24 protein-coding genes and 2 riboswitches are annotated in these 20,394 nt (G+C 43.2%); of the genes, 23 read left to right on the top strand and 1 reads right to left on the bottom strand.

Translation table 11 applies throughout. The features are described 5' to 3' along the window. Nucleotides 1–258: 258 nt before the first annotated feature. The 19 genes from D5F11_RS24225 to D5F11_RS24145 all read left to right on the top strand — a co-directional run bounded on the left by D5F11_RS24225 (nt 259) and on the right by D5F11_RS24145 (nt 15,394). Nucleotides 259–1,047 carry an alpha/beta hydrolase family protein gene (locus tag D5F11_RS24225; RefSeq protein WP_120118721.1) on the top strand — a complete coding sequence of 263 codons (789 nt, stop codon included), beginning with the start codon at nt 259–261 and terminating at the stop codon, nt 1,045–1,047. Between the two features lie 122 nt (nt 1,048–1,169). Continuing rightward, nucleotides 1,170–1,532: a Na-translocating system protein MpsC family protein gene (locus D5F11_RS24220; protein ID WP_120118720.1), complete on the top strand. Its 363-nt coding sequence runs from the start codon at nt 1,170–1,172 to the stop codon at nt 1,530–1,532. A gap of 311 nt (nt 1,533–1,843) precedes the next feature. After that, nucleotides 1,844–1,993 carry a hypothetical protein gene (locus tag D5F11_RS27065; RefSeq protein WP_185830897.1) on the top strand — a complete coding sequence of 50 codons (150 nt, stop codon included), beginning with the start codon at nt 1,844–1,846 and terminating at the stop codon, nt 1,991–1,993. 52 nt (nt 1,994–2,045) lie between these two features. After that, complete coding sequence (allB, locus tag D5F11_RS24215) at nt 2,046–3,539, top strand: allantoinase AllB (protein WP_120118719.1); 1,494 nt, start codon at nt 2,046–2,048, stop codon at nt 3,537–3,539. Between the two features lie 17 nt (nt 3,540–3,556). After that, a complete protein-coding gene (locus D5F11_RS24210) occupies nt 3,557–4,150 on the top strand; it encodes a cysteine hydrolase family protein (RefSeq protein WP_120118718.1) in 594 nt (197 codons plus the stop codon). Nucleotides 4,151–4,172: 22 nt separating this feature from the next. Beyond that, nucleotides 4,173–4,739: a UbiX family flavin prenyltransferase gene (locus tag D5F11_RS24205; protein WP_120118717.1), complete on the top strand. Its 567-nt coding sequence runs from the start codon at nt 4,173–4,175 to the stop codon at nt 4,737–4,739. Then, nucleotides 4,726–6,063: a UbiD family decarboxylase gene (locus D5F11_RS24200; protein ID WP_120118716.1), complete on the top strand. Its 1,338-nt coding sequence runs from the start codon at nt 4,726–4,728 to the stop codon at nt 6,061–6,063. Before D5F11_RS24205 ends, D5F11_RS24200 begins: the two co-directional genes overlap by 14 nt. 182 nt (nt 6,064–6,245) lie before the next feature. Further along, nucleotides 6,246–6,509 (top strand): BMC domain-containing protein, encoded by a 264-nt coding sequence (locus D5F11_RS24195; protein WP_120118715.1) that lies wholly within the window; start codon nt 6,246–6,248, stop codon nt 6,507–6,509. Nucleotides 6,510–6,549: 40 nt separating this feature from the next. After that, nucleotides 6,550–6,711, top strand: coding sequence for a hypothetical protein (locus D5F11_RS27060; RefSeq protein WP_185830896.1), 162 nt, complete (start codon nt 6,550–6,552; stop codon nt 6,709–6,711). A 3-nt stretch (nt 6,712–6,714) separates the two neighbouring features. Then, entirely contained in the window at nt 6,715–7,650 is a 936-nt protein-coding gene (locus D5F11_RS24190) for a hypothetical protein (RefSeq protein ID WP_120118714.1), read from the top strand. Between the two features lie 48 nt (nt 7,651–7,698). Beyond that, nucleotides 7,699–8,169, top strand: coding sequence for a BMC domain-containing protein (locus tag D5F11_RS27955; RefSeq protein ID WP_120118713.1), 471 nt, complete (start codon nt 7,699–7,701; stop codon nt 8,167–8,169). A gap of 28 nt (nt 8,170–8,197) precedes the next feature. Continuing rightward, nucleotides 8,198–8,479: a BMC domain-containing protein gene (locus tag D5F11_RS24180; RefSeq protein WP_120118712.1), complete on the top strand. Its 282-nt coding sequence runs from the start codon at nt 8,198–8,200 to the stop codon at nt 8,477–8,479. 2 nt (nt 8,480–8,481) lie between these two features. Next, nucleotides 8,482–9,291, top strand: coding sequence for a hypothetical protein (locus tag D5F11_RS24175; protein ID WP_120118711.1), 810 nt, complete (start codon nt 8,482–8,484; stop codon nt 9,289–9,291). Beyond that, nucleotides 9,251–9,514, top strand: a complete 264-nt coding sequence (locus tag D5F11_RS24170; protein WP_120118710.1) for a EutN/CcmL family microcompartment protein — start codon at nt 9,251–9,253, stop codon at nt 9,512–9,514. Before D5F11_RS24175 ends, D5F11_RS24170 begins: the two co-directional genes overlap by 41 nt. Before the next feature lie 26 nt (nt 9,515–9,540). Beyond that, nucleotides 9,541–11,352 (top strand): adenine deaminase, encoded by a 1,812-nt coding sequence (locus D5F11_RS24165; protein WP_120118709.1) that lies wholly within the window; start codon nt 9,541–9,543, stop codon nt 11,350–11,352. Nucleotides 11,353–11,368: 16 nt separating this feature from the next. After that, entirely contained in the window at nt 11,369–12,052 is a 684-nt protein-coding gene (locus D5F11_RS24160) for a cyclase family protein (RefSeq protein WP_120118708.1), read from the top strand. Between the two features lie 25 nt (nt 12,053–12,077). Further along, nucleotides 12,078–12,698 carry a DUF1989 domain-containing protein gene (locus tag D5F11_RS24155; RefSeq protein ID WP_245998314.1) on the top strand — a complete coding sequence of 207 codons (621 nt, stop codon included), beginning with the start codon at nt 12,078–12,080 and terminating at the stop codon, nt 12,696–12,698. After that, nucleotides 12,699–13,838 (top strand): M20 family metallopeptidase, encoded by a 1,140-nt coding sequence (locus D5F11_RS24150; protein WP_120118706.1) that lies wholly within the window; start codon nt 12,699–12,701, stop codon nt 13,836–13,838. Between the two features lie 215 nt (nt 13,839–14,053). Continuing rightward, a complete protein-coding gene (locus tag D5F11_RS24145) occupies nt 14,054–15,394 on the top strand; it encodes a 5'-deoxyadenosine deaminase (protein ID WP_120118705.1) in 1,341 nt (446 codons plus the stop codon). Nucleotides 15,395–15,611: 217 nt separating this feature from the next. Here D5F11_RS24145 and D5F11_RS24140 read toward each other — a convergent pair whose 3' ends face one another. Continuing rightward, the gene (locus tag D5F11_RS24140) at nt 15,612–16,145 is read right to left on the bottom strand and encodes a hypothetical protein (RefSeq protein ID WP_120118704.1); all 534 of its coding nucleotides are present in this window, start codon (nt 16,143–16,145) and stop codon (nt 15,612–15,614) included. 385 nt (nt 16,146–16,530) lie between these two features. Between D5F11_RS24140 and D5F11_RS24135 the strand changes: the two genes are divergently transcribed. The 4 genes from D5F11_RS24135 (at nt 16,531) to sdaAA (ending at nt 20,214) form a co-directional block, all read left to right on the top strand. Beyond that, on the top strand, nt 16,531–17,151 hold the full coding sequence (locus D5F11_RS24135) for a hypothetical protein (protein WP_120118703.1): 621 nt from the start codon (nt 16,531–16,533) through the stop codon (nt 17,149–17,151). 123 nt (nt 17,152–17,274) lie between these two features. Beyond that, a riboswitch (glycine riboswitch) is annotated at nt 17,275–17,379 on the top strand. Between the two features lie 3 nt (nt 17,380–17,382). After that, a riboswitch (glycine riboswitch) is annotated at nt 17,383–17,461 on the top strand. 91 nt (nt 17,462–17,552) lie between these two features. Further along, the gene (glyA, locus tag D5F11_RS24130; RefSeq protein ID WP_120118702.1) at nt 17,553–18,803 is read left to right on the top strand and encodes a serine hydroxymethyltransferase; all 1,251 of its coding nucleotides are present in this window, start codon (nt 17,553–17,555) and stop codon (nt 18,801–18,803) included. Nucleotides 18,804–18,819: 16 nt separating this feature from the next. Further along, nucleotides 18,820–19,314 (top strand): serine dehydratase beta chain, encoded by a 495-nt coding sequence (locus D5F11_RS24125; protein ID WP_120118701.1) that lies wholly within the window; start codon nt 18,820–18,822, stop codon nt 19,312–19,314. 6 nt (nt 19,315–19,320) lie between these two features. Further along, entirely contained in the window at nt 19,321–20,214 is an 894-nt protein-coding gene (sdaAA, locus tag D5F11_RS24120) for an L-serine ammonia-lyase, iron-sulfur-dependent, subunit alpha (protein ID WP_120118700.1), read from the top strand. The last annotated feature ends 180 nt before the right edge of the window (nt 20,215–20,394 follow it).

Here is a 20,394-nt window from a genome sequence, read left to right as displayed (position 1 = left end):
TTGGGCTAACATATCGTATGATGGGCCTAAAAATGTGTGAATAACTTCATTCAGCAGAAGTCTCCGACTTTTGCAAGTGGTGAGATGAATGCATATTGGTATTCCATTCAGTGGGGGTTCAAACCCCGGTTGAATAAAGTTAAAGCCTCCGGCGGATGCCACAGATTTTCATAGGAAATTTATCGAGCGGAGCTCGATAAAATCTGGGCGCAAATACGTCAAGGCGTATTTGATTTATTAGCAAGGGAGCAAAAGCATATGGAAAAAACGCAAATCTTGGAAAAAATCGCTTTTCCTTCACCTAACCCCAATGTAAACATGTATCTTGTTACTTATTTATCCGCCGGCTTGAGAGTAAAAGGGCTCTTGGCTGAACCTGTTCAGGCAGGCGTATATGAGGGCATGCTATATTTAAGGGGAGGAATAAAAAGCGTTGGAATGGTAAGACCAGCCAGAATCGGGCAGTTCGCTTCTGAAGGATTCATTGTATTTGCACCATTTTATAGAGGGAACAGAGGTGGAGAAGGGAATGAGGACTTTGCTGGTGAGGATAGGGAAGATGCCTATACCGCGTTTGAATTGTTAAGAAGTCACCCATCTGTTCCAGACAACAGAGTTCATGTATTTGGATTTTCCAGAGGTGGGGTGATGGCTCTCATAACCGGTATTCAATATGAAGACACAGCCTCCGTCGTTACATGGGGAGGAGTATCCGATATGGTTCTGACTTATATAGAGCGAAAGGATATGAGAAGAATGATGAAGCGGGTGATCGGCGGTTCTCCGAAAACTGCTGCAGATAAATTTAAATATCGCACTCCTTTATATGAGCTGGACAAACTGCGGCCACCGGTTTTGATCATCCATGGTTTGCGTGATGAAAATGTTTCAATAGAACATGCTTATCGTCTTGAAAAAAGGTTGATTGCGCTTCAGAAGCCGGTGGAAACATGGTATTTTGAACACGTCAATCATTATTTCCCACCAGCTCTTAATAGGAGGATTGTTCATGACCTTTGCGACTGGATGAAAAACGTGGAAACTTAAAAACGTTAAATAGATTTTCTAAAGTAATATATATATTATTTAGTCAAGAATAAATTTTCTAAAAATAACTTGACAGTTATGAGTAGGTTCATTAACATTATAAGTGCAAGGAGGTTATCAAAATGAATGAAGCCTCATCAGACATAGAGATAAGAACATTAAAAAGAGACATTGCCCAAGTGTACAATCGAGTAAATCAGGAGTTTTATGCTACAGGCGTTCGAAGCCAAAGGGTTGATGTCTATGATGACAGGGTTATAATCTTTGCAAAGCATAAACGCGTCACCGCTTTTAAGGCATTGAGCAAAAATTTTTGGGAGCTTACGACCTATGCGGATGCGGCACTAATTGTCGAATTTAAACTTACACTTAAGAAGTTAGTCGAAGACGTAACCGGAATGAAAGTAAAATCTGTTTTAAAAGACTATGATCCAGAATCCGAAGATGCAGTTTGTGTCGTCATATTCGACGAAAAAATCATATAATCGTAATTTATTTAGTAAACATCTGGAGCACTCTGGAATGAAAACGCAGGTTCGTTTTTGTTCAAGGCTGTTTTGGAACGGTTACATAGATCTCTGTTGAACGGAGATTATTTGAACCGCAGATTCAGTATATTCCTTAATTCTTAAGGAGTATCTTGAATCTGCGGTTTTTTATTTACCAAAGAAGGTATGGATAAACACTGCGTCCATAAGGGCCTTTCAAACTATTTCAAGGAGGTGAATCAAGAATTTTAGCTTAACTTCATTCAACAGAAGTCTCCCACATCTGTAAGTGGTGAGATGAATGCCTATTGGTATTCCATTCAGTGGGGGTCAAACCCCGGCTGAATAAAGTTAAAGCCTCCGGCGGATGCCACAGATTTTCAGAGGAAATTTATCGAGCGGAGCTCGATAAAATCTGGGCGCAAATACGCCAAGGCGCATTTGATAACCGCCCATGATTCTATGAAGTTAGTTTTTAGCATATTCATTATTTTGAAGGGAGAGAGAAAGATGGATTTAATTTTAAAAAACGCGCTGATTCCTCAAGGGGATCGTAAGGTAAAAACAAACATTCTGGTTGATAATGGAAAGATTGTCGGGTTTATCTCAGCTTTAAATGGTTTATCCGCTGACAGGGTCATTGATATGAAAGAGAACCTGGTGGTCCCGGGATGTATTGACCCTCATACACATTTTATGGATCCCGGATTTACGCATCGTGAAACATTCACAACGGGAACGAGATCAGCCGCTGCGGGCGGAGTGACTACTCATATAGACATGCCATGCTGCAGTAAACCTTCCGTACGTGATGCTGAAAGCTTCCATAAAAAGCTCGCTCCTCTCAAAGATCAGGCATACATAGACTTTGCTTTCTGGGGCGGAATGACCGGAGAAGACGTTCGTGAAGGGCTGCTGGATAATATCCAGCCTCAAATAGATGAAGGTGTCGTTGCTTTTAAGGTATACATGACTCCTTCAGTGCCTACCTTCCCAAAAGTTTCAGATGCAGAGATGCTTGAAATCTTCAGCCATATCGCTCCGACAGGAATGCCGATCGGAGTCCACGCGGAAAATTATGATATTTGCACTTTCTACTCTGAAAAACTGAAAAAAGAAGGTCGTCTTGACGGTCCAGCATGGGCGGAAGCTAGAATGGCTCTTGCGGAAAAAGCAGCAATCCAGTTGATTATCAGCTTTGCAGAAGCAACTGGAGCTCGCGTACACGTCGTCCACATGAGTACGAAAGAAGGTGTGGAACTTGTAAGGGAAGCCAAAAAGCGCGGGGTGAAAGTAACTGCAGAAACATGTCCTCATTATTTGATGCTTAATGCGGAAGACTCCATGTCAGAACGGGGAACATTTGCTAAAATCGCTCCTCCACTACGGGAAAAGGAAGATAATATTGTTCACTGGCAGGCTCTAGCCGATGGAACAATTGACTTTGTTGGAACGGACCATGCTCCATATGAAATTCCAACCGAAAAAGACGCGCAGGATTCAACGATTTGGAACAGCTTCCCTGGAATCCCAGGAGTGGAAACAATGGTTCCGATCCTTGTCAGCGAAGGACTGAATAAAGGCCGTCTTTCACTGTCACGATTTGTTGAGGTAACAAGTAGGAATGCAGCGATTCATTTCGGGATATATCCGAAAAAAGGTGCCATGGAGATTGGGAGCGACGCCGACTTCACAGTCATCGACTTGGAACGCGAGTACACCATTGATGAGCAAAAGACGGAGTCTATGGCAAAATATAACCCGCTCCATGGTTTGAAGCTTAAAGGAAAGCCGATTCAAACAATTGTCCGAGGCCAAGTCGTTTACGACGAGGATAACGGTGGTATCACCGGGGCTGCCGGATACGGGCAATTTGTCAACAGGCAGAGCATCCAAAGTCTTGAGCGCGTCATAAAATATGAAACTTATGAAGAAAGGGCGAAAGAGGCTGAAGCTAGCCCCCGCATAGAAAAAGCCTTGAGAAGAGACTTGATTACAAACTAGGAAAGGAATTGATATTTATGACAAAGCTGAAAGGTGAAAAGCATGCATTGGTCATCATTGACATGCTGAATGATTTTATTGGTGAGAAGGCTGCATTGAGATGTGAAAATGGAGAAAAAATTGTTCCAAAAATTAGAGAGGCTATTGATTTTTGCCATAATTATGGAATTCAGGTTGTTCATGTTCAAGAAGCTCATCGTAAAAATGATGCGGATTTCAGGGTAAGGCCGGTCCATGCGATCAAGGGTACATGGGGATCGGAGTTTATTGAGGAACTTCAGCCCGAGGAGGACAAAGGGGATTATGTTGTACAAAAACGTCGCCACAGTGCGTTCAGCTATACAGACTTCGACTTGTTTTTGAGGGAAGAAAAAGTTGATACAGTTGTCCTTACAGGAGTTTGGACAAATGTTTGCGTAAGAAGCACGGCTTCAGATGCATTGTATCACGGATATAACGTGATCGCTTTGTCCGACTCAACTGCATCCCAGGATGAGGATATGCATCGTGGAGGTCTTCGAGATATTGGAATTTTCGGTGAAGTGATGACGACAGATGAATATATGGATGCCGCTAAAAAGAAATTCTCCCAAAACGCACAGACGGTTTAGTCGTGACGACGGGAGCTGGAAAATGAGAATCATCGTCGGCATAACGGGAGCAAGCGGATCATTGTATGGGTATACATTGATCCGTGCGCTTCATCAATTGGGAGTTGAAACCCACGTAGTTGCTACCGAAACGGGAGTAAAGGTATTGCAATTCGAATGCGGCATAAAAATGGAAGATTTAAAAGAGTATGCTGTAATCCATCATAATCAGAATTTGTTTGCTTCTATTGCGAGCGGTTCCTTTAAGACGGATGGGATGGTCATTGTTCCTTGCTCAATGAATTCATTAGGCGCAATTGCCAATGGAGTGGGGGATACTCTATTGACCAGATCTGCGAGCGTGGTTATGAAGGAAAGACGAAACCTTGTCATTGTGCCAAGGGAGGCTCCTTTTCATGTGATCCATTTACGGAACATGACAACTTTGGCTGAAGCAGGTGTTTCGATTTTACCAGCAAGTCCAGGTTTTTATCACCGGCCAACAGAAATTTGGGAATTGGTGAATTTTATCGTTGCCAGAATACTGGATGAATTGGATATTGAACATGAATTGATGGAGAGATGGGGTGAGAAAAATGAATCCCCTTAATTTGAGAGAGCTACTTACTGATTGGGACAAGCGTGGATTGTTGCACCGTATCCAAAAAGAGGTCAGCCCCGAATATGAACTGGGGGCTGTCGTCAGAGCCATGAAAGGGGAGCAGCCTGTTCTGTTTGAGAATGTTCAAGGCTATTCTGTTCCCATGGTCGCAGGCTTAGGGGGAAGTCGGAAGTTTATGGCTGACAGCATGGGTGTCGATAAGACGGAATTGCTTCCAAAGATGGTTGATGCCATCATTAATCCTCTTCCTACAAGGCTCGTTCCTACAGGACCTGTTCACGAAAACGTTGTTTTGCCTCCGTTCGATTTAGACGATTTTTTTCCAATACCGATTTTTCATGCAGAAGACTGCGGAGCCTATTATGTTTCAGGCGTTCTGGTTGTAAAAGATCTGGAAGGAAAGAAAAGGTATACATCCATTCGGAGGATGAAGTTTATAGGTGGAAACAGAACGAATATCGTTATAACTTCTCCCGAGCTGAATCGGCAATTCGCGTATTTTGAAGAAAGAGGAGAACCAATGGAAATCGCTGTTATGTTTGGAGTAGTTCCAGCAGTTGTGTTGGCATCACAGGTCAGTACACAATTATTTCATGCGGATAAATTGGATGTGTCCGGAGCGCTTCTCGGACAACCACTGGATGTGGTTCAATGCAAGACTGTGGATATTGAAGTTCTTGCAGAGGCCGAAATCGTTTTGGAAGGAAAAATACTTCCGTATGAAAGAGATCCGGAAGGAGCTTTCGGAGAGCTCGGTGGTTATTATGGCGGGAACGAACCTCAGCCTATTGTTGAAATGACGGCCATTACCTACCAGAATCATCCTATTTCCCAAACCATTTTCCCCTCAAGTTCGGAAGAAAGACTACCGATGTGCCTTATTCGTGAAATGACGCTGTTAAGCACTGTTAGACAAACAGTAGAAAATGTAAAAGCGGTCCATGTGACGATGGCTGCTGCAGCACGCCTGCATGCTATTATTCAAATCGAAAAGAGGACGGAAGGCGATGCTAAACAAACTGCGATGGCCGCATTTGCAAGTGATAAAGATTTGAAACATGTCGTTGTTGTTGATGACGATGTCGATATTTTTAATCCTCAGGATGTCGAGTGGGCGATTGCTACTCGCTGCCAGGCCGATCAAGATGTGTTCATTATTCCTGGAGCAAAAGGCTCTCCCTTGGAATCATCACATAATTTACGAGGCGTATCTGCCAAAATGGGGATAGATGCAACATACCCGCTCTCCGAAAAAGAGATGTTCAGAAGAACGTCTGTCCCTATTGATATTGATTTGAATGATTATTTATAAGAGGATGTTCAAAAAGTCACCAAATAATAAGAGGCAAACTTTCTTCGTTGGCTTGTTTCTGTACTATTCATGTATCAAAAAGCATACAATCCGCTGCATAAAACAAGCCGCCTCAACTTTATTGCTTTTGGCAACTTTTGAACACGCACTATAAGCCATGAGGCAAAGGCGGGTGAGACTGGATGAGTGCAATAGGATTAGTGGAAACAAGGGGACTGACGGCAGCGATAGAGGCGCTGGATTCAATGGCAAAAGCAGCGAATATTTCATTGGTTGACTTGAAAAGGGTCGGGTCCGGCCTGGTAACTGTCATTGTAGAAGGAGATGTTGCGGATGTAAAATCCGCCGTGGAAATTGGACGGCTTGCCCATGAAATTGCCGGAGGAGAGCTGATTTCATCAAATGTCATTCCACGACCACATCCTGAGCTAAAAAAGATTCTTTAACTCCATTCAGCAGAAGTCTCCGACTTCAGTAAGTGGTGAGATGAATGCCTATTGGTATTCCATTCAGTGGGGGTTCAAACTCCGGCTGAATAAAGTTAAAGCCTCCGGCGGATGCCACAGATTTTCAGAGGAAATTTATCGAGCGAAGCTCGATAAAATCTGGGCGCAAATACGCCAAGGCGCATTTGATAAGGAGGTGTAAAAGTTGTCAGATGTGATGAAGCAGGTAGTGCAGGAGGTCCTTCAAGGAAATAAAATGATCATGACGAATAGCGTGAATAACAAGAACAGGCCGCCTGCCAACGTATCTCTCAGTGATATTAAAAGGCCAAACTACCAGCAGTTAAAACAAGAGCAAAGGCTTTCCGTGCTGGAAGAATCAAGGCCGTCATCTATTGGCAATAAAAAAGCTGCAGTTCAAAGCCGACCAAATGGATTATCGGATAAACATTTCAATGAGGAGTCCATATCAAGGCTCAGATCGATTTCCATGGCACAAGGGAAGGTATCAAGAAAAAGCGCTGAACCAGCAAGAGGCGATCACAAGCAAACGAAATCTGCCAAAATCATCGGGCATACTAGAAACGGCGGCTGTGTATGGTTTTTCCCGACTCTTTCACAGAAACTGATGGGAAGCTTCCAGCGGCCGTTAAATAGAGCGGCGATAGGTGCAGTTAAAATGCCTGAATGTCTGCCCAGTTATCTTTTGGTGGTCAATGAAATCATTCGTGACAACCAGGACATCAAGTTTTACATATCATGGGAAAGGGGCGGTGATGCACCTTTTACTGCTGAATTTTATGATGATGATGTCGACAGGCTTGAAAGGGTCATGAATGAAATCTATCAAAAGCTTAACAGGCGCGCTTTAAAACATTTTGAATCATATACAATCATATCTCCAAGCCCATGGTTGACGAAACAGCTCAATATCAGCCTATCGGTCGATGCGATTGCCATCTTGGAAGGAGTACCGTATTACACCAGTATTGTGTTGATGGATTCCTTGCTGAAAAACTTTGAGAATACTGGAATAGACTATGAAATTGAGGAAAAGTACCTGTTATTGAAAGGAAACTATCATGTCATTTCCGAGCTTGTTACGGAGCTGAAGAAAGAAGCAGGCAGGCTGATAAGCTGAAAAGCGCAGACAAGATAACAATTTAGTCCGGAAAGGAGGATGGGGTGATTGTTTGCATTAGGACTGATTGAGACTGTTGGTTATACGACAGCAATTTCGGCGGCAGACGCTGCGGTGAAGGCGGCAGATGTGGAGATTATTGGTATGGAAAAGGTGATAGGAGTCGGCGGATATGTTGGGGTAACCATACATCTTTCCGGCGATGTTGCAGCCGTCAAGTCAGCCGTGGACGCAGGCAGAAAGCAGGGAGAATTGATCGGAAAGATCATTTCAACTGATGTTATTCCAAGAGCTCACTCAGAAGTAAGTCAAAAGTTGTTGAGTAAATTCTTGATTAGAGAAAGCACTGAAAAGAAATCTCAAGATGAAGCCCGGCCACCTGCTGAATTGAAAAAGAAAATAAGTAAGTCTGCGGGGAGCTCAAAATCAAGGAAGGTCCAGTCAAAAGATAAAGATACAGTCAGTGAAGCTGATACAAAGGGTGAAGCTAGAAAAGGGGACGGAGACAAGAAAGCATAAATAATTTTAAATATAGGAGGGTTTTCATATGGGTGGAGAAGCTTTAGGATTGGTGGAAACAAAGGGGCTGGTAGGTGCGGTTGAAGCGGCAGATGCGATGGTAAAGGCAGCAAACGTAGAAATTTGCGGTTATGAAAAAGTAGGATTTGGACTCGTAACAGTTATGGTACGAGGAGATGTAGGTGCGGTCAAAGCTGCGACGGATGCAGGTGCGGACGCAGCAAGCCGTGTAGGGGAGCTCGTTAGTGTCCATGTTATTCCAAGACCGCACAGTGAGGTTGAGCGTGCGCTTCTTTCAAAAGGTGAATAAGGGTGCTAGTAAACCGGCAAAGCGCTTTGGCAGAGTCGACTTTGCATGAGCTGTTTTACAGAAATATGAGCAGCATTGAGGCACGCCCCAAAACAGTGCTTGCTCTCCTTTTCTATCATATGAATGGGATGGATGAAGGCTTAAAAGGTTTAAAAGAATTAAAGGAGAGTTACGGCAGACATTTAAGAATTCAGGTATGCCCCGATCAGCGGGTTCTTGATCATCATCTAAATCTTTCAGCCCTTGCCTGCAAAGCAGGAGTCGATGATTGGATCTCATTGGAGGAGGCAGAAAGGCGGAAAGAGAAAGTGGACTATTTTTACATCCCGGTCTTGCCTTTTTCTACAGTATCGGACTTATTAAATTTCAATGATAAACAGACTCCTATCAGACTCTTATTATGGGCATTGATGAGTGGAAAGAAAGTTAGTGCAAACTCTGCCGGGGCAGATCCTTACCATTTCATTTGGAAGGAGGCGGGTTTGAACCAAGGTTCCCCTTTTTTAAAACATGAAATGAAAAAACGACTTCAGCAGCTGGGAGGCTTCGGGCTTCAGTTGATCAAAAACGCTGAACAACTTCAAACATATTTTAAACCAGCCTCTTTGAAAAAAGACAAACAGGTCATAACTGCTGAAATGATTAAACGACATGCAGAAGCAGGAGAACGGTTCATTCAGGTAGGACAGGGAATAATCATCACACCGTTGGCACGAGATGCTGCGCAGGAATATCGAATTGAAATCTGCGAAGAAAGGGCGGGAGAACTCTATGGAAATGGGAATCGTAGTTGGGAGAGTCACAGCAACTAGAAAAGATGAGAGGTTAGTAGGGACAAAGTTACTGGTTACACAGCCAATCGGCCTAGATGGCATCCCATTGGATTCTCAGCCCATTATTACCGTTGATACAGTCGGCGCAGGAATCGGCGAAAAAGTCATCTTTGTCAAGGGAAGTATGGCATCAAGAGCCATTCAGAACAAGGAAGCTCCTGTGGATGCAGCGATAGTAGGAATTATAGATAGTTTGGAATGAGAGAGGAGAAGGGTGGAGAGTGAAATATGAAGGCTGAAAATATAAAGAAGGCCGTTCAGTATCGAAAGCTGATCGATGTCCTCCTAGATTCCAATCAGTATGCGGATATTGTACTAAAGGACGGTTATGTGATCAATACGGTTACAAGGGAAATATATGAAGCGGATGTGGCAATAAAAGGCGAGTACATACTGATGGTTGGAGACGCTAGCGCTTTGATCGGCAGCAGGACGAAAGTTGAAACTGTTAAAGGAAAGTTTATATCGCCCGGTTTTATTGATTCACACATGCACTTTGAGAGCGCGATGTTAACTTGTACGGAATTTTCTCGTTTATCCATACCTACAGGTACCACTACTATCGTAGCTGACCCGCATGAAATTGGGAACGTTTTGGGAGTTCACGGTATGCAGGAAATGATTAAGGAAGCCAAGACCTTGCCAAATCAGATTTATTTTACCGTACCTTGTGCTGTACCGGATGCTCCCGGGCTTGAAACCGCCGGCTTTGATGTGAATTCCTCCCACATGGAAGAGCTACTAAATGATCCTTATGTTCAGGGAATCGGAGAGATTCAAAGCTTTAGTAATATCGGACCAGTTTATGAGAATGCACCTGAACTGATCGATGATCTCGTTGCGGCAGTATCCTATGCTGAAAGTATCGGCAAAACGGTTGAAGGAAATGCTCCAGCTTTATTCGGAAAAGAGCTCGCTGCGCATATCATCAGCGGAGGCGGGCATGTATCATGCCACGAAACAACAACAAAAGAAGAAATGATGGAAAAGCTTCGCTACGGAGTCAGTGTGTTTATGAGGGAAGGCTCTTCCCAAAGAAATATGGCCGAATGTATCCGGGCTATCACTGAAGAAGGAATGGATTCAAGACGTGCGATCCTTGTCTCGGATGACATGGTTCCGGAGGATTTGCTGAAGGACGGTCATATGAATGACATTATTAGACGTACAATCGCCCAAGGAGTAGACCCGGTCGAAGCGATCCAAATGGGGACAATCAATCCGGCAACTCACTTTGGATTTAAAGATGTCGGAATCTTGGCTCCGGGCAAGCGTGCTAATATTGCGATTATCAGCAACTTGAATGAAATGATCATTGACCAGGTTTATCTCAGCGGAAATCTGGCAGCGGAAAGAGGAGAATTGACGATTGACTTTGGTTCATATACTTATCCTGAAAGTGTTAAGAAGTCTGTTAAAAGAGGACATGTCAAGGTGGAAGACCTTCACATTAAAGCGAATGGAAGCCGTGCTCGCGTCCGCTCAATAGTTGCTATTCCGTTCCAAAACCTGACAAGTGCGCAGGAATTCAATCTGAACGTTTCCAACGGTGTTGTTCAACCGTGCCTTCAACAGGATGTTCTCCCACTCATTGTTGTTGAAAGACATGGAAGGACTGGAAATATTGGAAAAGCATTTTTGAATGGCTTTAAGCTTCAAAGTGGGGCAATCGCGGAAAGTGTGGCTCATGATACACACAATATTATTGTTACAGGCACCAATTATGAAGACATGGTGACGGCCGTAAACAGGGTCATCTCGATGGATGGAGGAATCGCGATGATTAAAGACGGCAAAGTAGTCGGAGACCTTCCGTTGAGAGTTGGGGGCTTAATTACGGATGAATTGAGCGGACAAGAAGTGAGTGAAAAAATCACAGAACTGACAAGACTAGCGGAATCCGAGCTGGGATGCGGGATACCTGTACCATTCATGCATTTGTCCTTCTGGTCACTTGTCACCAGCCCGGAATGGAAGATTACGGACATGGGGTTAATCGATGTAAATAAATTTGAAGTACTTTCCCCGGTTGTGGAATAGGAAGGAGGCAGCTGAAATGGGTATCAGACTGATTGACCTTTCACAGGAAATTTATCAGGGCATGCCGATATTTCCACTGCATCAGCCCACACATATATGGCAGAACATTTCTCATGAAGAAAGTTTGAAAAAAATAGGTTTCGAATTTGCCACAAATAATATCTTAATTAACGAGCATGGCGGCACACATACCGACGCTACGTACGAATTCGATCCAAACGGCAAATATATAAACGATATGCCTCTTGAATATTATTATGGTCCTGCTGTCTGTCTGGATGTGTCGCATGTATCTCCGGATGGCTATATCACGCCCAGTGATCTGGAGTCTGCACTACAAAAATCACAGCAAGTTCTTGAAAAAGGAGACATTGTCCTTTTGTATACAGGTCATTATAACCGAAAGTTTGGAACAGATGAGTGGCTAACGCGCTATACAGGCCTTAATTACGAAGGGGCTAAATGGCTTGCTGAGAGAGGTGTAGTCAATATTGGCATTGATTCTCCTTCTGTTGACAATCCGAAGGATGAACGGTATTCAGGCCATTTAGTCTGCCGGGAGTACGGAATATCCAATACGGAAAACCTTATCAACTTAGATCAGGTTGCCGGAATGCGTTTCCTATATTTCGGTTTGCCGCTCAAGATCAGGGAAGGGACAGGATCGCCAATCAGAGCTGTAGCTTTATTTATCGATTAAACAACCAGGGAAGAGGTGTTTTTTGGTGGTGAATTCAGCGCAGGAACGAATCAGGGAAGAAATAATTATTCCTCCGTATGAAGGCAGGGGAGCACTGTTAAAACCAGGGGAAGAACTGATTATCATCGATATGGAAGGAAAGCAGGTCGGTGACTTTGTTTGTTTCAACAGAAATGACCCAAAGGAATTTGTCTCACCTGTTCATATGAGGGCTTCCCTCAGCAGTATTCGCTTGAAGCCAGGGGATGCTTTATACAGTAACAGACGCCGCCCGCTAATGACGTTTGTTGAAGATACAGTCGGAAAACATGATTTCTTTTTCCCTGCATGTGACTATTACCGCTATAAAAATGACTTTGGCATGGAAGACCATCCTAATTGCCATGATAACTTGAATAAAGCACTAAGGGAGTTCGGTTTAGGCAATGAATCGGTTCCTGATCCAATCAACTTATTTATGAATAATGTATTGGATGATCAAGGGGATTATGAAATCCATGAACCGTTATCCAAGCCCGGCGACTATGTCCGTCTAAGGGCGCTTGAAGAGGTTGTCATTGCCTGCTCAACCTGCTCTCAGGATATGGCTCCCGTAAACGGGTTTAAAGTTACGTCTCTTAAAATGCAAATTGTGGAGGCGAATTGAATGGATGCGGTCCGTTTTTTGCAGCAAATGATTCAAATTGACAGCTCCAACCCACCTGGAAATGAAGATAGAGTATCGGAAATGCTGGCTGAAAGATGCAAAACAGCCGGCATCCCCTACAAGATAACCCAAATTGATTCGGGGAGAAGCAATTTTGAAATCCGCTTAAAGGGTGAAGGCGATGAGAAATTGGTCTTTTGCGGGCATATGGATACGGTATTACCAGGGGAGCAACCATGGATGTACTCTCCTTTTTCCGGTGAAATAGTGGGAGAAAAGCTATATGGACGTGGTGCATCCGATATGAAAAGCGGTCTTGCGGCCATGTACTTGGCTATTGAATCTTTGTTTAAGGAAGGAAGAAAGCTTTCAAAGGAAATTGTTTTCCTGGCAACTGCAGGCGAAGAAGTTGACAGCTGCGGAGCCCGGACATATTTGGAAGGACAGACGATGGAAAATGTGGAGGCTCTAGTAATCGGCGAACCAACTAATGAAAAAGTCGTTATTGGGCATAAAGGCGCCTTGTGGATAGAAATTGTCACGCTAGGAAAAACAGCGCACGGCTCCATGCCGGATAAGGGGGTCAATGCAGTAGAATGGATGAGCAAAGTTATTCATATGCTGGATAGTTTAAATAAAAAGTGGAAAGTATCCACGGAGCCACTTGGCGAAAGCAGTTTAGCAGTAACAAAAATAAATGGAGGAGTCCAAACGAATGTCATTCCTGACCGCTGCAGCATGTCTGTGGATATTAGATCTGTTCCTCCTCAATCCCACCAACAATTACTCACAGAAATCAAAAACAATTTAAATGAACTGTTTTCAGCAGATCGGTCACCGGACTTTTCTGTCCATCTACAATTGGACCGGCCAGCTATTTTAACGAATGAATCGGACAAGGTGATACGCCTAGCAATGGACTTAAATAAACAGAATTCCTTGCACGGAGTTTCCTATTATACGGATGCAGCTGTATTGAATCCTGACAGCCGGATACCAACTCTCATTTACGGGCCTGGCGATGAAAGCCTCGCCCATCAGCCGAATGAATACGTTGATATTCGGGCATATTTAAGGTCTTTTGACTTTTATAAAGAGTTGGCGGTGAAATTTTCAAAAGAGGGAACCAAGGCTTTTTAACTTCATTCAGCAGAAGTCTCCCACTTCTGTAAGTGGTGAGAAGAAAACATATTCGTATTCCATTCAGTGAGGGGCAAACCCCGGCCGAACTAAGTTAAAGCCTCCGGCGGATGCCACAGATTTTCAGAGGGAATTTATCGAGAGGAGCTCGATAAAATCTGGGCGCAAATACGCCAAGGCGCATTTGATTATATAAAGAGAGAGAGGTAAAACGCATGTCCAGCATACTGATTAAAAATGCGCAAATTATAACGATGAACGCCCAGGAGGAGATTGTCCAAGGTGATTTGCTATTGGTGGATGATAAAATCGAACGTATTGGCAAGGATCTGGGAAATCAGGCTGACCGAGTAATTGACGCAAAAAATAAAACTGTTATCCCTGGTTTTATCCAAACGCATATTCATCTTTGCCAAACATTGTTCCGAGGGCAAGCCGATGATCTAGAACTGATGGACTGGCTTCAAAAAAGGATTTGGCCGTTGGAAGCATCACATGACGAAGAGTCAAGCTACTATTCAGCCATGCTGGGTTTGGGGGAATTGATTTCAAGCGGCACAACAACTATTGTTGACATGGAAACTGTCAACCACACTAATTCTGCATTCCAGGCGATGGCCGAAAGCGGTATACGCTGCTTGGCAGGAAAAGTAATGATGGATATGGGAGACGACGTCCCTGATCTCTTGCTGGAGGATACGACAAAGTCGATCCAGCAGAGCGTCGACCTGTTGGAAAAATGGAATCAATATGATGGCGGACGGATCCAATATGCTTTTTGCCCAAGATTTGTTGTTTCCTGTACTGAAGAACTGTTGACAGAGGTGCGTGATCTTTCCAACCTTTATGATGTAAAAGTGCACACACATGCGTCGGAAAACAGGAAGGAAATCGAAATTGTTGAACAGCAAAGAGGAATGAGAAATATCGTTTATCTTGATCATATCGGTCTTGCAAACGAAAAATTGATTTTGGCACATTGTGTCTGGCTGGATGATGAAGAAAAGCGGATCATCAAGGAACGTGGCATTAAGGTGAGTCATTGCCCGAGCTCCAACATGAAACTTGCTTCGGGAATAGCAGATGTGCCTGACATGCTTGATCTGCAGGCTCATATCAGCCTGGGAGCGGATGGTGCCCCCTGCAATAATAATCTCGATATGTTCAATGAAATGAGAATGGCCTCACTGATTCAAAAGCCGATTCATGGACCAACGATCATGGATGCCAGAACGATATTCAGAATGGCAACAATTGGCGGTGCAAGGGCTGTCGGGCTAGAAGATCAAATAGGCAGCATTGAAGTCGGAAAGAAAGCGGATGTCGCCATTCTTGATTTGAACAAATTCCATACGTTCCCGTCTGCCGAAGTTGATCCGGTTTCCAGAATCGTCTATTCTGCGACAAGGGCGGATGTGGATTCAACGATCATTAATGGAAAAATCGTATTGGAAAAAGGAATTGTCCAAACTGTTGATCAAGATCTTGTACTCCGTGAATCGAATAAGTCAATCAAACGTCTGATCAAGCGGATTCCTAAGATTGTAGAAATGTGAAAGAAAGATAGAAGATAACTCATGCCTTATAGGCGAGAAGTCACCCACTCGATGGTGGTTTGATGAATCGCCTTCCCCCTCTCTTTTTGGATAAAGGAGAGACCAGACGAGGATTTCGGATGAAGGATTAACAGCAGAGCTTTTTTATGAAGCATTCGGATTATCGTGTAAGAAAATTTGTGACTGAGTTGCGGTGAATCAACCTATTCGCATCTTGCTAATCAAACAAAATATTTTCAATAAACTCAGACTCATTATTATAAATTTTATACATAAAGTACATCAACACAGTGATAGCAAAAAAGGTGGACGACTCACTGATGCCATCTTCGATGAATATCGTTGTTTTAAACGTAAAGTCATTCGCCTTAATAGTAGCGATATGTGTTTGATCTATTTTTATTTCAAGATCCTTGCTCCAATTTTCTTCAATTCGTATAATTTGTCTCTCGATGTTACCCTCAATACAAAAATAGAGTAGGCTATTACCCACTTTATCTTTGAGGGTATAGGTTTTCTCTTCTGTTTTTATAACATATGTAGCAACAAGAAAGTTTTTGATACTGCGTTTTTTTATTCCAAGCATAACAGAGGATCCGCCATCAACGGTAAATGAAAAAACATGCCCTTTCTCACAGCCAGAAATATCTGCCTGTTCGATGATACCGATACGCTCCTTTTCTTCATTTTCCACTGTGAGAGCTCTTCCTTTTTTCATGTATAAAACATCTTTGAATTGATATAGTTTCAATATCCTCGCCCCTTATTTGATGTATGTCATGAGTATATCAAATGAAGCCAGCTGTTCAGCAAACAAAAGTGTTGCAAATATACGATCATTCGAATACTCCTAAACCTAGCGATAGGACCATTTATAAATAAAAAGTAGCATCCGAATCTCATCCATAGAAGTTCTAATCCTGGCAATGCTTCTCCAATTATAGAAAGTATAATACTTAGCAGTTTTATAGTGAAACATTTCGTCTGACCACTTAAATAAATACCTGACACTGATAAGAAATAAGGCATAGTATAAAATACTTGTTTTTGAAAATGCGGAAATTCATTATTGAAATTAAAACCTTCTTTTCGTACGATTGGAATGTTGTAAAGTAGAAGGATTGGAGAGGGTTTGAATGAAAAAGAGAATGGCAGTACTCCTGCTAAGCCTGTTTTTTGTATTTGGACTTGCAGCATGTGGGAATAATGAGTCAGACAATAAAACACCGGTTACAGCAGAAAATAGTGCGGAAAAGACGAATGACAATAATGACAATAATGATAAAAAGGATGAAGGACAGAAGGAACAAACAGCTAAGACTGAGCTAAAGGAAGAACAAATTGGGATGACGATGGATGAGTTTAAAACCCGTTACAATGAAAAAGTACCTTCTGATGATCAGATCGATTTCCAAATGGGGGATTATAACTGGGACAAGAAAGATGATGGTATCAGTACGGCGGGATTTGAGTTTGGTGAAGATTACGTAATTACGGGGATGGCTAATACGGGTAATGAGGAATTGAAGGCTGTTCTGCTGGAAGTAAAGGGAGGCGATTCTACTCGCCAAACTGCATTTGATTTGATCAGAGCTATCATGCAATCCTCAAATCCGGAATTAACGACAGAAAATATAGATGAATTAATGAAAGATCTGGGTTTGACCAATCCTGATGGCGATGGGAATAACACGGTTTCTCAAACTGCTCGGGATGGACTGAAGTACTTAGTGAATGACGAAGGTCACACTGGCTAGAGTTTGTTGTAGCCAATGAAACAGATACTGATTTTGAAGCGGAATAGAACCACTTTGCCTTTATTATACTTATTGACAATTTCGAAAAAACAAGATATATTATAAAAAATGAAATACTTGCGAATGACGAATGCGGGAGAGACTAAACTATTTGTTTAGCACCGAAGGAGCAAGTCCCAAAAAAACCATGGGATCCAATCTCTCAGGTAAAAGTACCGCGTTTGGACGCGTCTCTGGAGAGAGCCTTTTCAAGGCCACCCAAGGGGAATACTTCGTGATTGAAGTTAAACTCTCAGGTAACAGGACAGAGGAAGGTAGATGTATATCTATCTTTCCCCTGTCCTTTTTTGTTGTTCTTTAAAAGACAGGGGGGCTAGATAGGAAAAAAGGAGGAAGAATCAATGAGTTTGTCTAATGTAGACGTTGAGATTTTTCAGGCAATTGAAAAAGAACGGAAAAGACAGGATCAATCACTTGAGTTGATTGCATCTGAAAACTTTGTCAGTGAAGATGTGATGGAGGCTATGGGCTCTGTTTTAACGAACAAGTATGCCGAAGGATATCCTGGCAGACGTTATTATGGCGGATGCGAGTATGTGGATGTTGTGGAAAATTTGGCCATTGATCGTTTGAAAGAGTTGTTCGGTGCCAAATATGCGAATGTTCAGCCGCATTCTGGAGCTCAGGCAAATATGGCTGTCTTTTTCTCATTGCTAAACCCCGGAGATAAGATCATGGGAATGAACTTGTCACACGGCGGCCATTTGACCCACGGCAGCCCAGTCAACATGTCTGGGAAATGGTTTGAAGTGGTTTCCTATGGAGTGAGAGAAGATACTCATTTGATCGATTATGACGAAGTGGAAGAAACAGCTCTTCGGGAACGTCCCCACTTGATTATCGCAGGGGCAAGCGCTTATCCACGGACCATTGATTTTCCTAGATTCAAAGAGATTGCTGATAAAATCGGTGCTTTTTTTCTAGTTGATATGGCACATATTGCCGGTCTCGTCGCTGCTGGTCTTCATCCTTCTCCTGTTCCGTATGCGGATGTCGTGACAAGTACGACTCATAAGACGTTGCGAGGGCCGCGAGGCGGAATTGTTTTAACTAACAGCGAAGAAATCATTAAGGGTGTCAATAAAGCCATTTTTCCCGGTATCCAAGGAGGACCGCTCATGCACGTGATTGCAGCGAAGGCTGTAGCCTTTAAGGAGGCCCTTAACCCAAGTTTTGTTTCATATGCATCCCAAGTTGTGAGGAATGCATCTCGACTTGCAGAATCTTTAAAGAAAGCGGGGGCAGCCATTGTTTCCGGTGGAACAGATAACCATCTTCTATTGGTGGATGTAAGGCCATGGGGGCTAACTGGAAAGGAAGCAGAGCATTTATTGGAAGAAGCCGGCATGACTGTTAATAAAAACACGATACCCTATGACCCTGAAAGTCCTTTTGTCACAAGTGGCATTCGAATTGGAACGGCTGCGCTCACCGCTCGTGGAATGAAAGAAAGCGACATGGATGTTATCGCTGCCAATATTGCTGATATTTTAGAAAACAAAGGTAATTCCGCAGTCAAGGAGAAAGTTCGGAAGAGTATTAGGAAACTATGTGATTCATATCCTCTTTATCAAAAATCATTGGTCAGATAGATGTGGAGGCGTTTAGATGGTTTTTAACAGTTGCTTCGATATAATCGGACCTATTATGGTTGGACCGTCCAGCTCCCATACAGCAGGGGTTGTGTCAATCGGGAAATTTGGGCATGACTTATTTGGAGAGATCCCGGAATCTGTGAAAATCACTTTTTTCGATTCATTTTCGGAAACATACCAGGGCCACGGAACAAATAAGGCCATCTTGGGCGGCTTATTGGGGCTTGGAACGGATAATCCTGGAATCAAGCATGCTTTTGAACTTGCAAAGCAGGAAAAAATGGAGGTTTCCTTCCAATTGGAAGAAAACTGTCCGTATTATGAACATCCCAACACACTATTAGTAAAAATGAAAAACAGGTTCAATTCGATTGAAATTGGAGGCGTTTCCCTTGGCGGAGGGGTCTCGAAAATTTTCCTGATTAATGGACTGATGGCAGACATATTTTTAAATTCCAAGGTGGATATTGAGTCCGTAAGACAGAGGTATCTTCAGGATTGGAGATGAATAAGGATGACATTTCATAACATTGAAGAATTGCTTCAATTATGCCGGGAAAAAGAAATGACAATAGGCAAGCTGATGATTGAGTCTGAAAAAGAAAAGACAGGAAAAAGCAGTGATGAAATTTTCGATATGATGAAAGAGCGCCTCTTTAAAATGAAAGAAGCGATTGAAAGTGGAATCGCAGATCCATCACTGTCTCCGAGCGGCATTTCAGGTGGAGATGCATATTTAATGCAAAAGTATAAAGAAAAAGGGAATTACATGACGGGTAGCCTGATGATCGATGCAATGAAATACGCATTTGCCACCTCTGAAACGAATGCAAGGATGGGGGTTATTGTCGCTACACCTACCGCAGGGTCGGCCGGAGTACTGCCAGGCTGTATTTTTGCCTTGGAGGAAAATACCGATATTCCTTTTGACCAACTTGTGATGGGATTGTTCACAGCCAGCGCTGTAGGGTATGTGATCGCCAATCGTGCGTTTATTTCTGGAGCTGCTGGAGGTTGCCAGGCTGAGGTCGGATCTGCGACAGCTATGGCTTCAGCGGCAATTGTGGAAATGAGGGGAGGAACACCAGAACAAGCTGCACATGCAGGAGCCATGGCTCTCAAGTCACTACTAGGGCTAGTGTGCGATCCAGTGGCGGGACTCGTGGAGGTACCTTGTATAAAGCGGAATGTGATTGGCACTTCGATTGCCTTTTCATCCGCTGATATGGCTCTTGCTGGATTGAAAAGTCGAATTCCCTTTGATGAAGTCATTGGAGCTATGTACGACATTGGAAAGAACATGCCACGCACGTTAAAAGAGACTGCCCTTGGGGGACTTGCGGTAACGCCGACAGGGGAAAGGATGAAGGAGAAAATCATGGGAAAACCATGTCTGAAGAGGGCTTGATCGTCTTCACAGAAAGGAACAACGGGTGCAGATGTTGAAGACTCAGGTACTAGGATAGAGAGGGAACAACGCCCTTTTCTGTCCTTTTTTTGGAGGGAATATTCTCAGATGGAGAGCTGAAAAACAGCGTTCGCACGATAATCTTGTTTTTCGCACAATAAAAAGTAAATTCGCACGATA

The organism is Siminovitchia terrae (assembly GCF_003605405.2).
Taxonomy (GTDB): domain Bacteria; phylum Bacillota; class Bacilli; order Bacillales; family Bacillaceae_C; genus Siminovitchia; species Siminovitchia terrae.
This window is presented reverse-complemented; position numbering and strand designations above follow the sequence as displayed.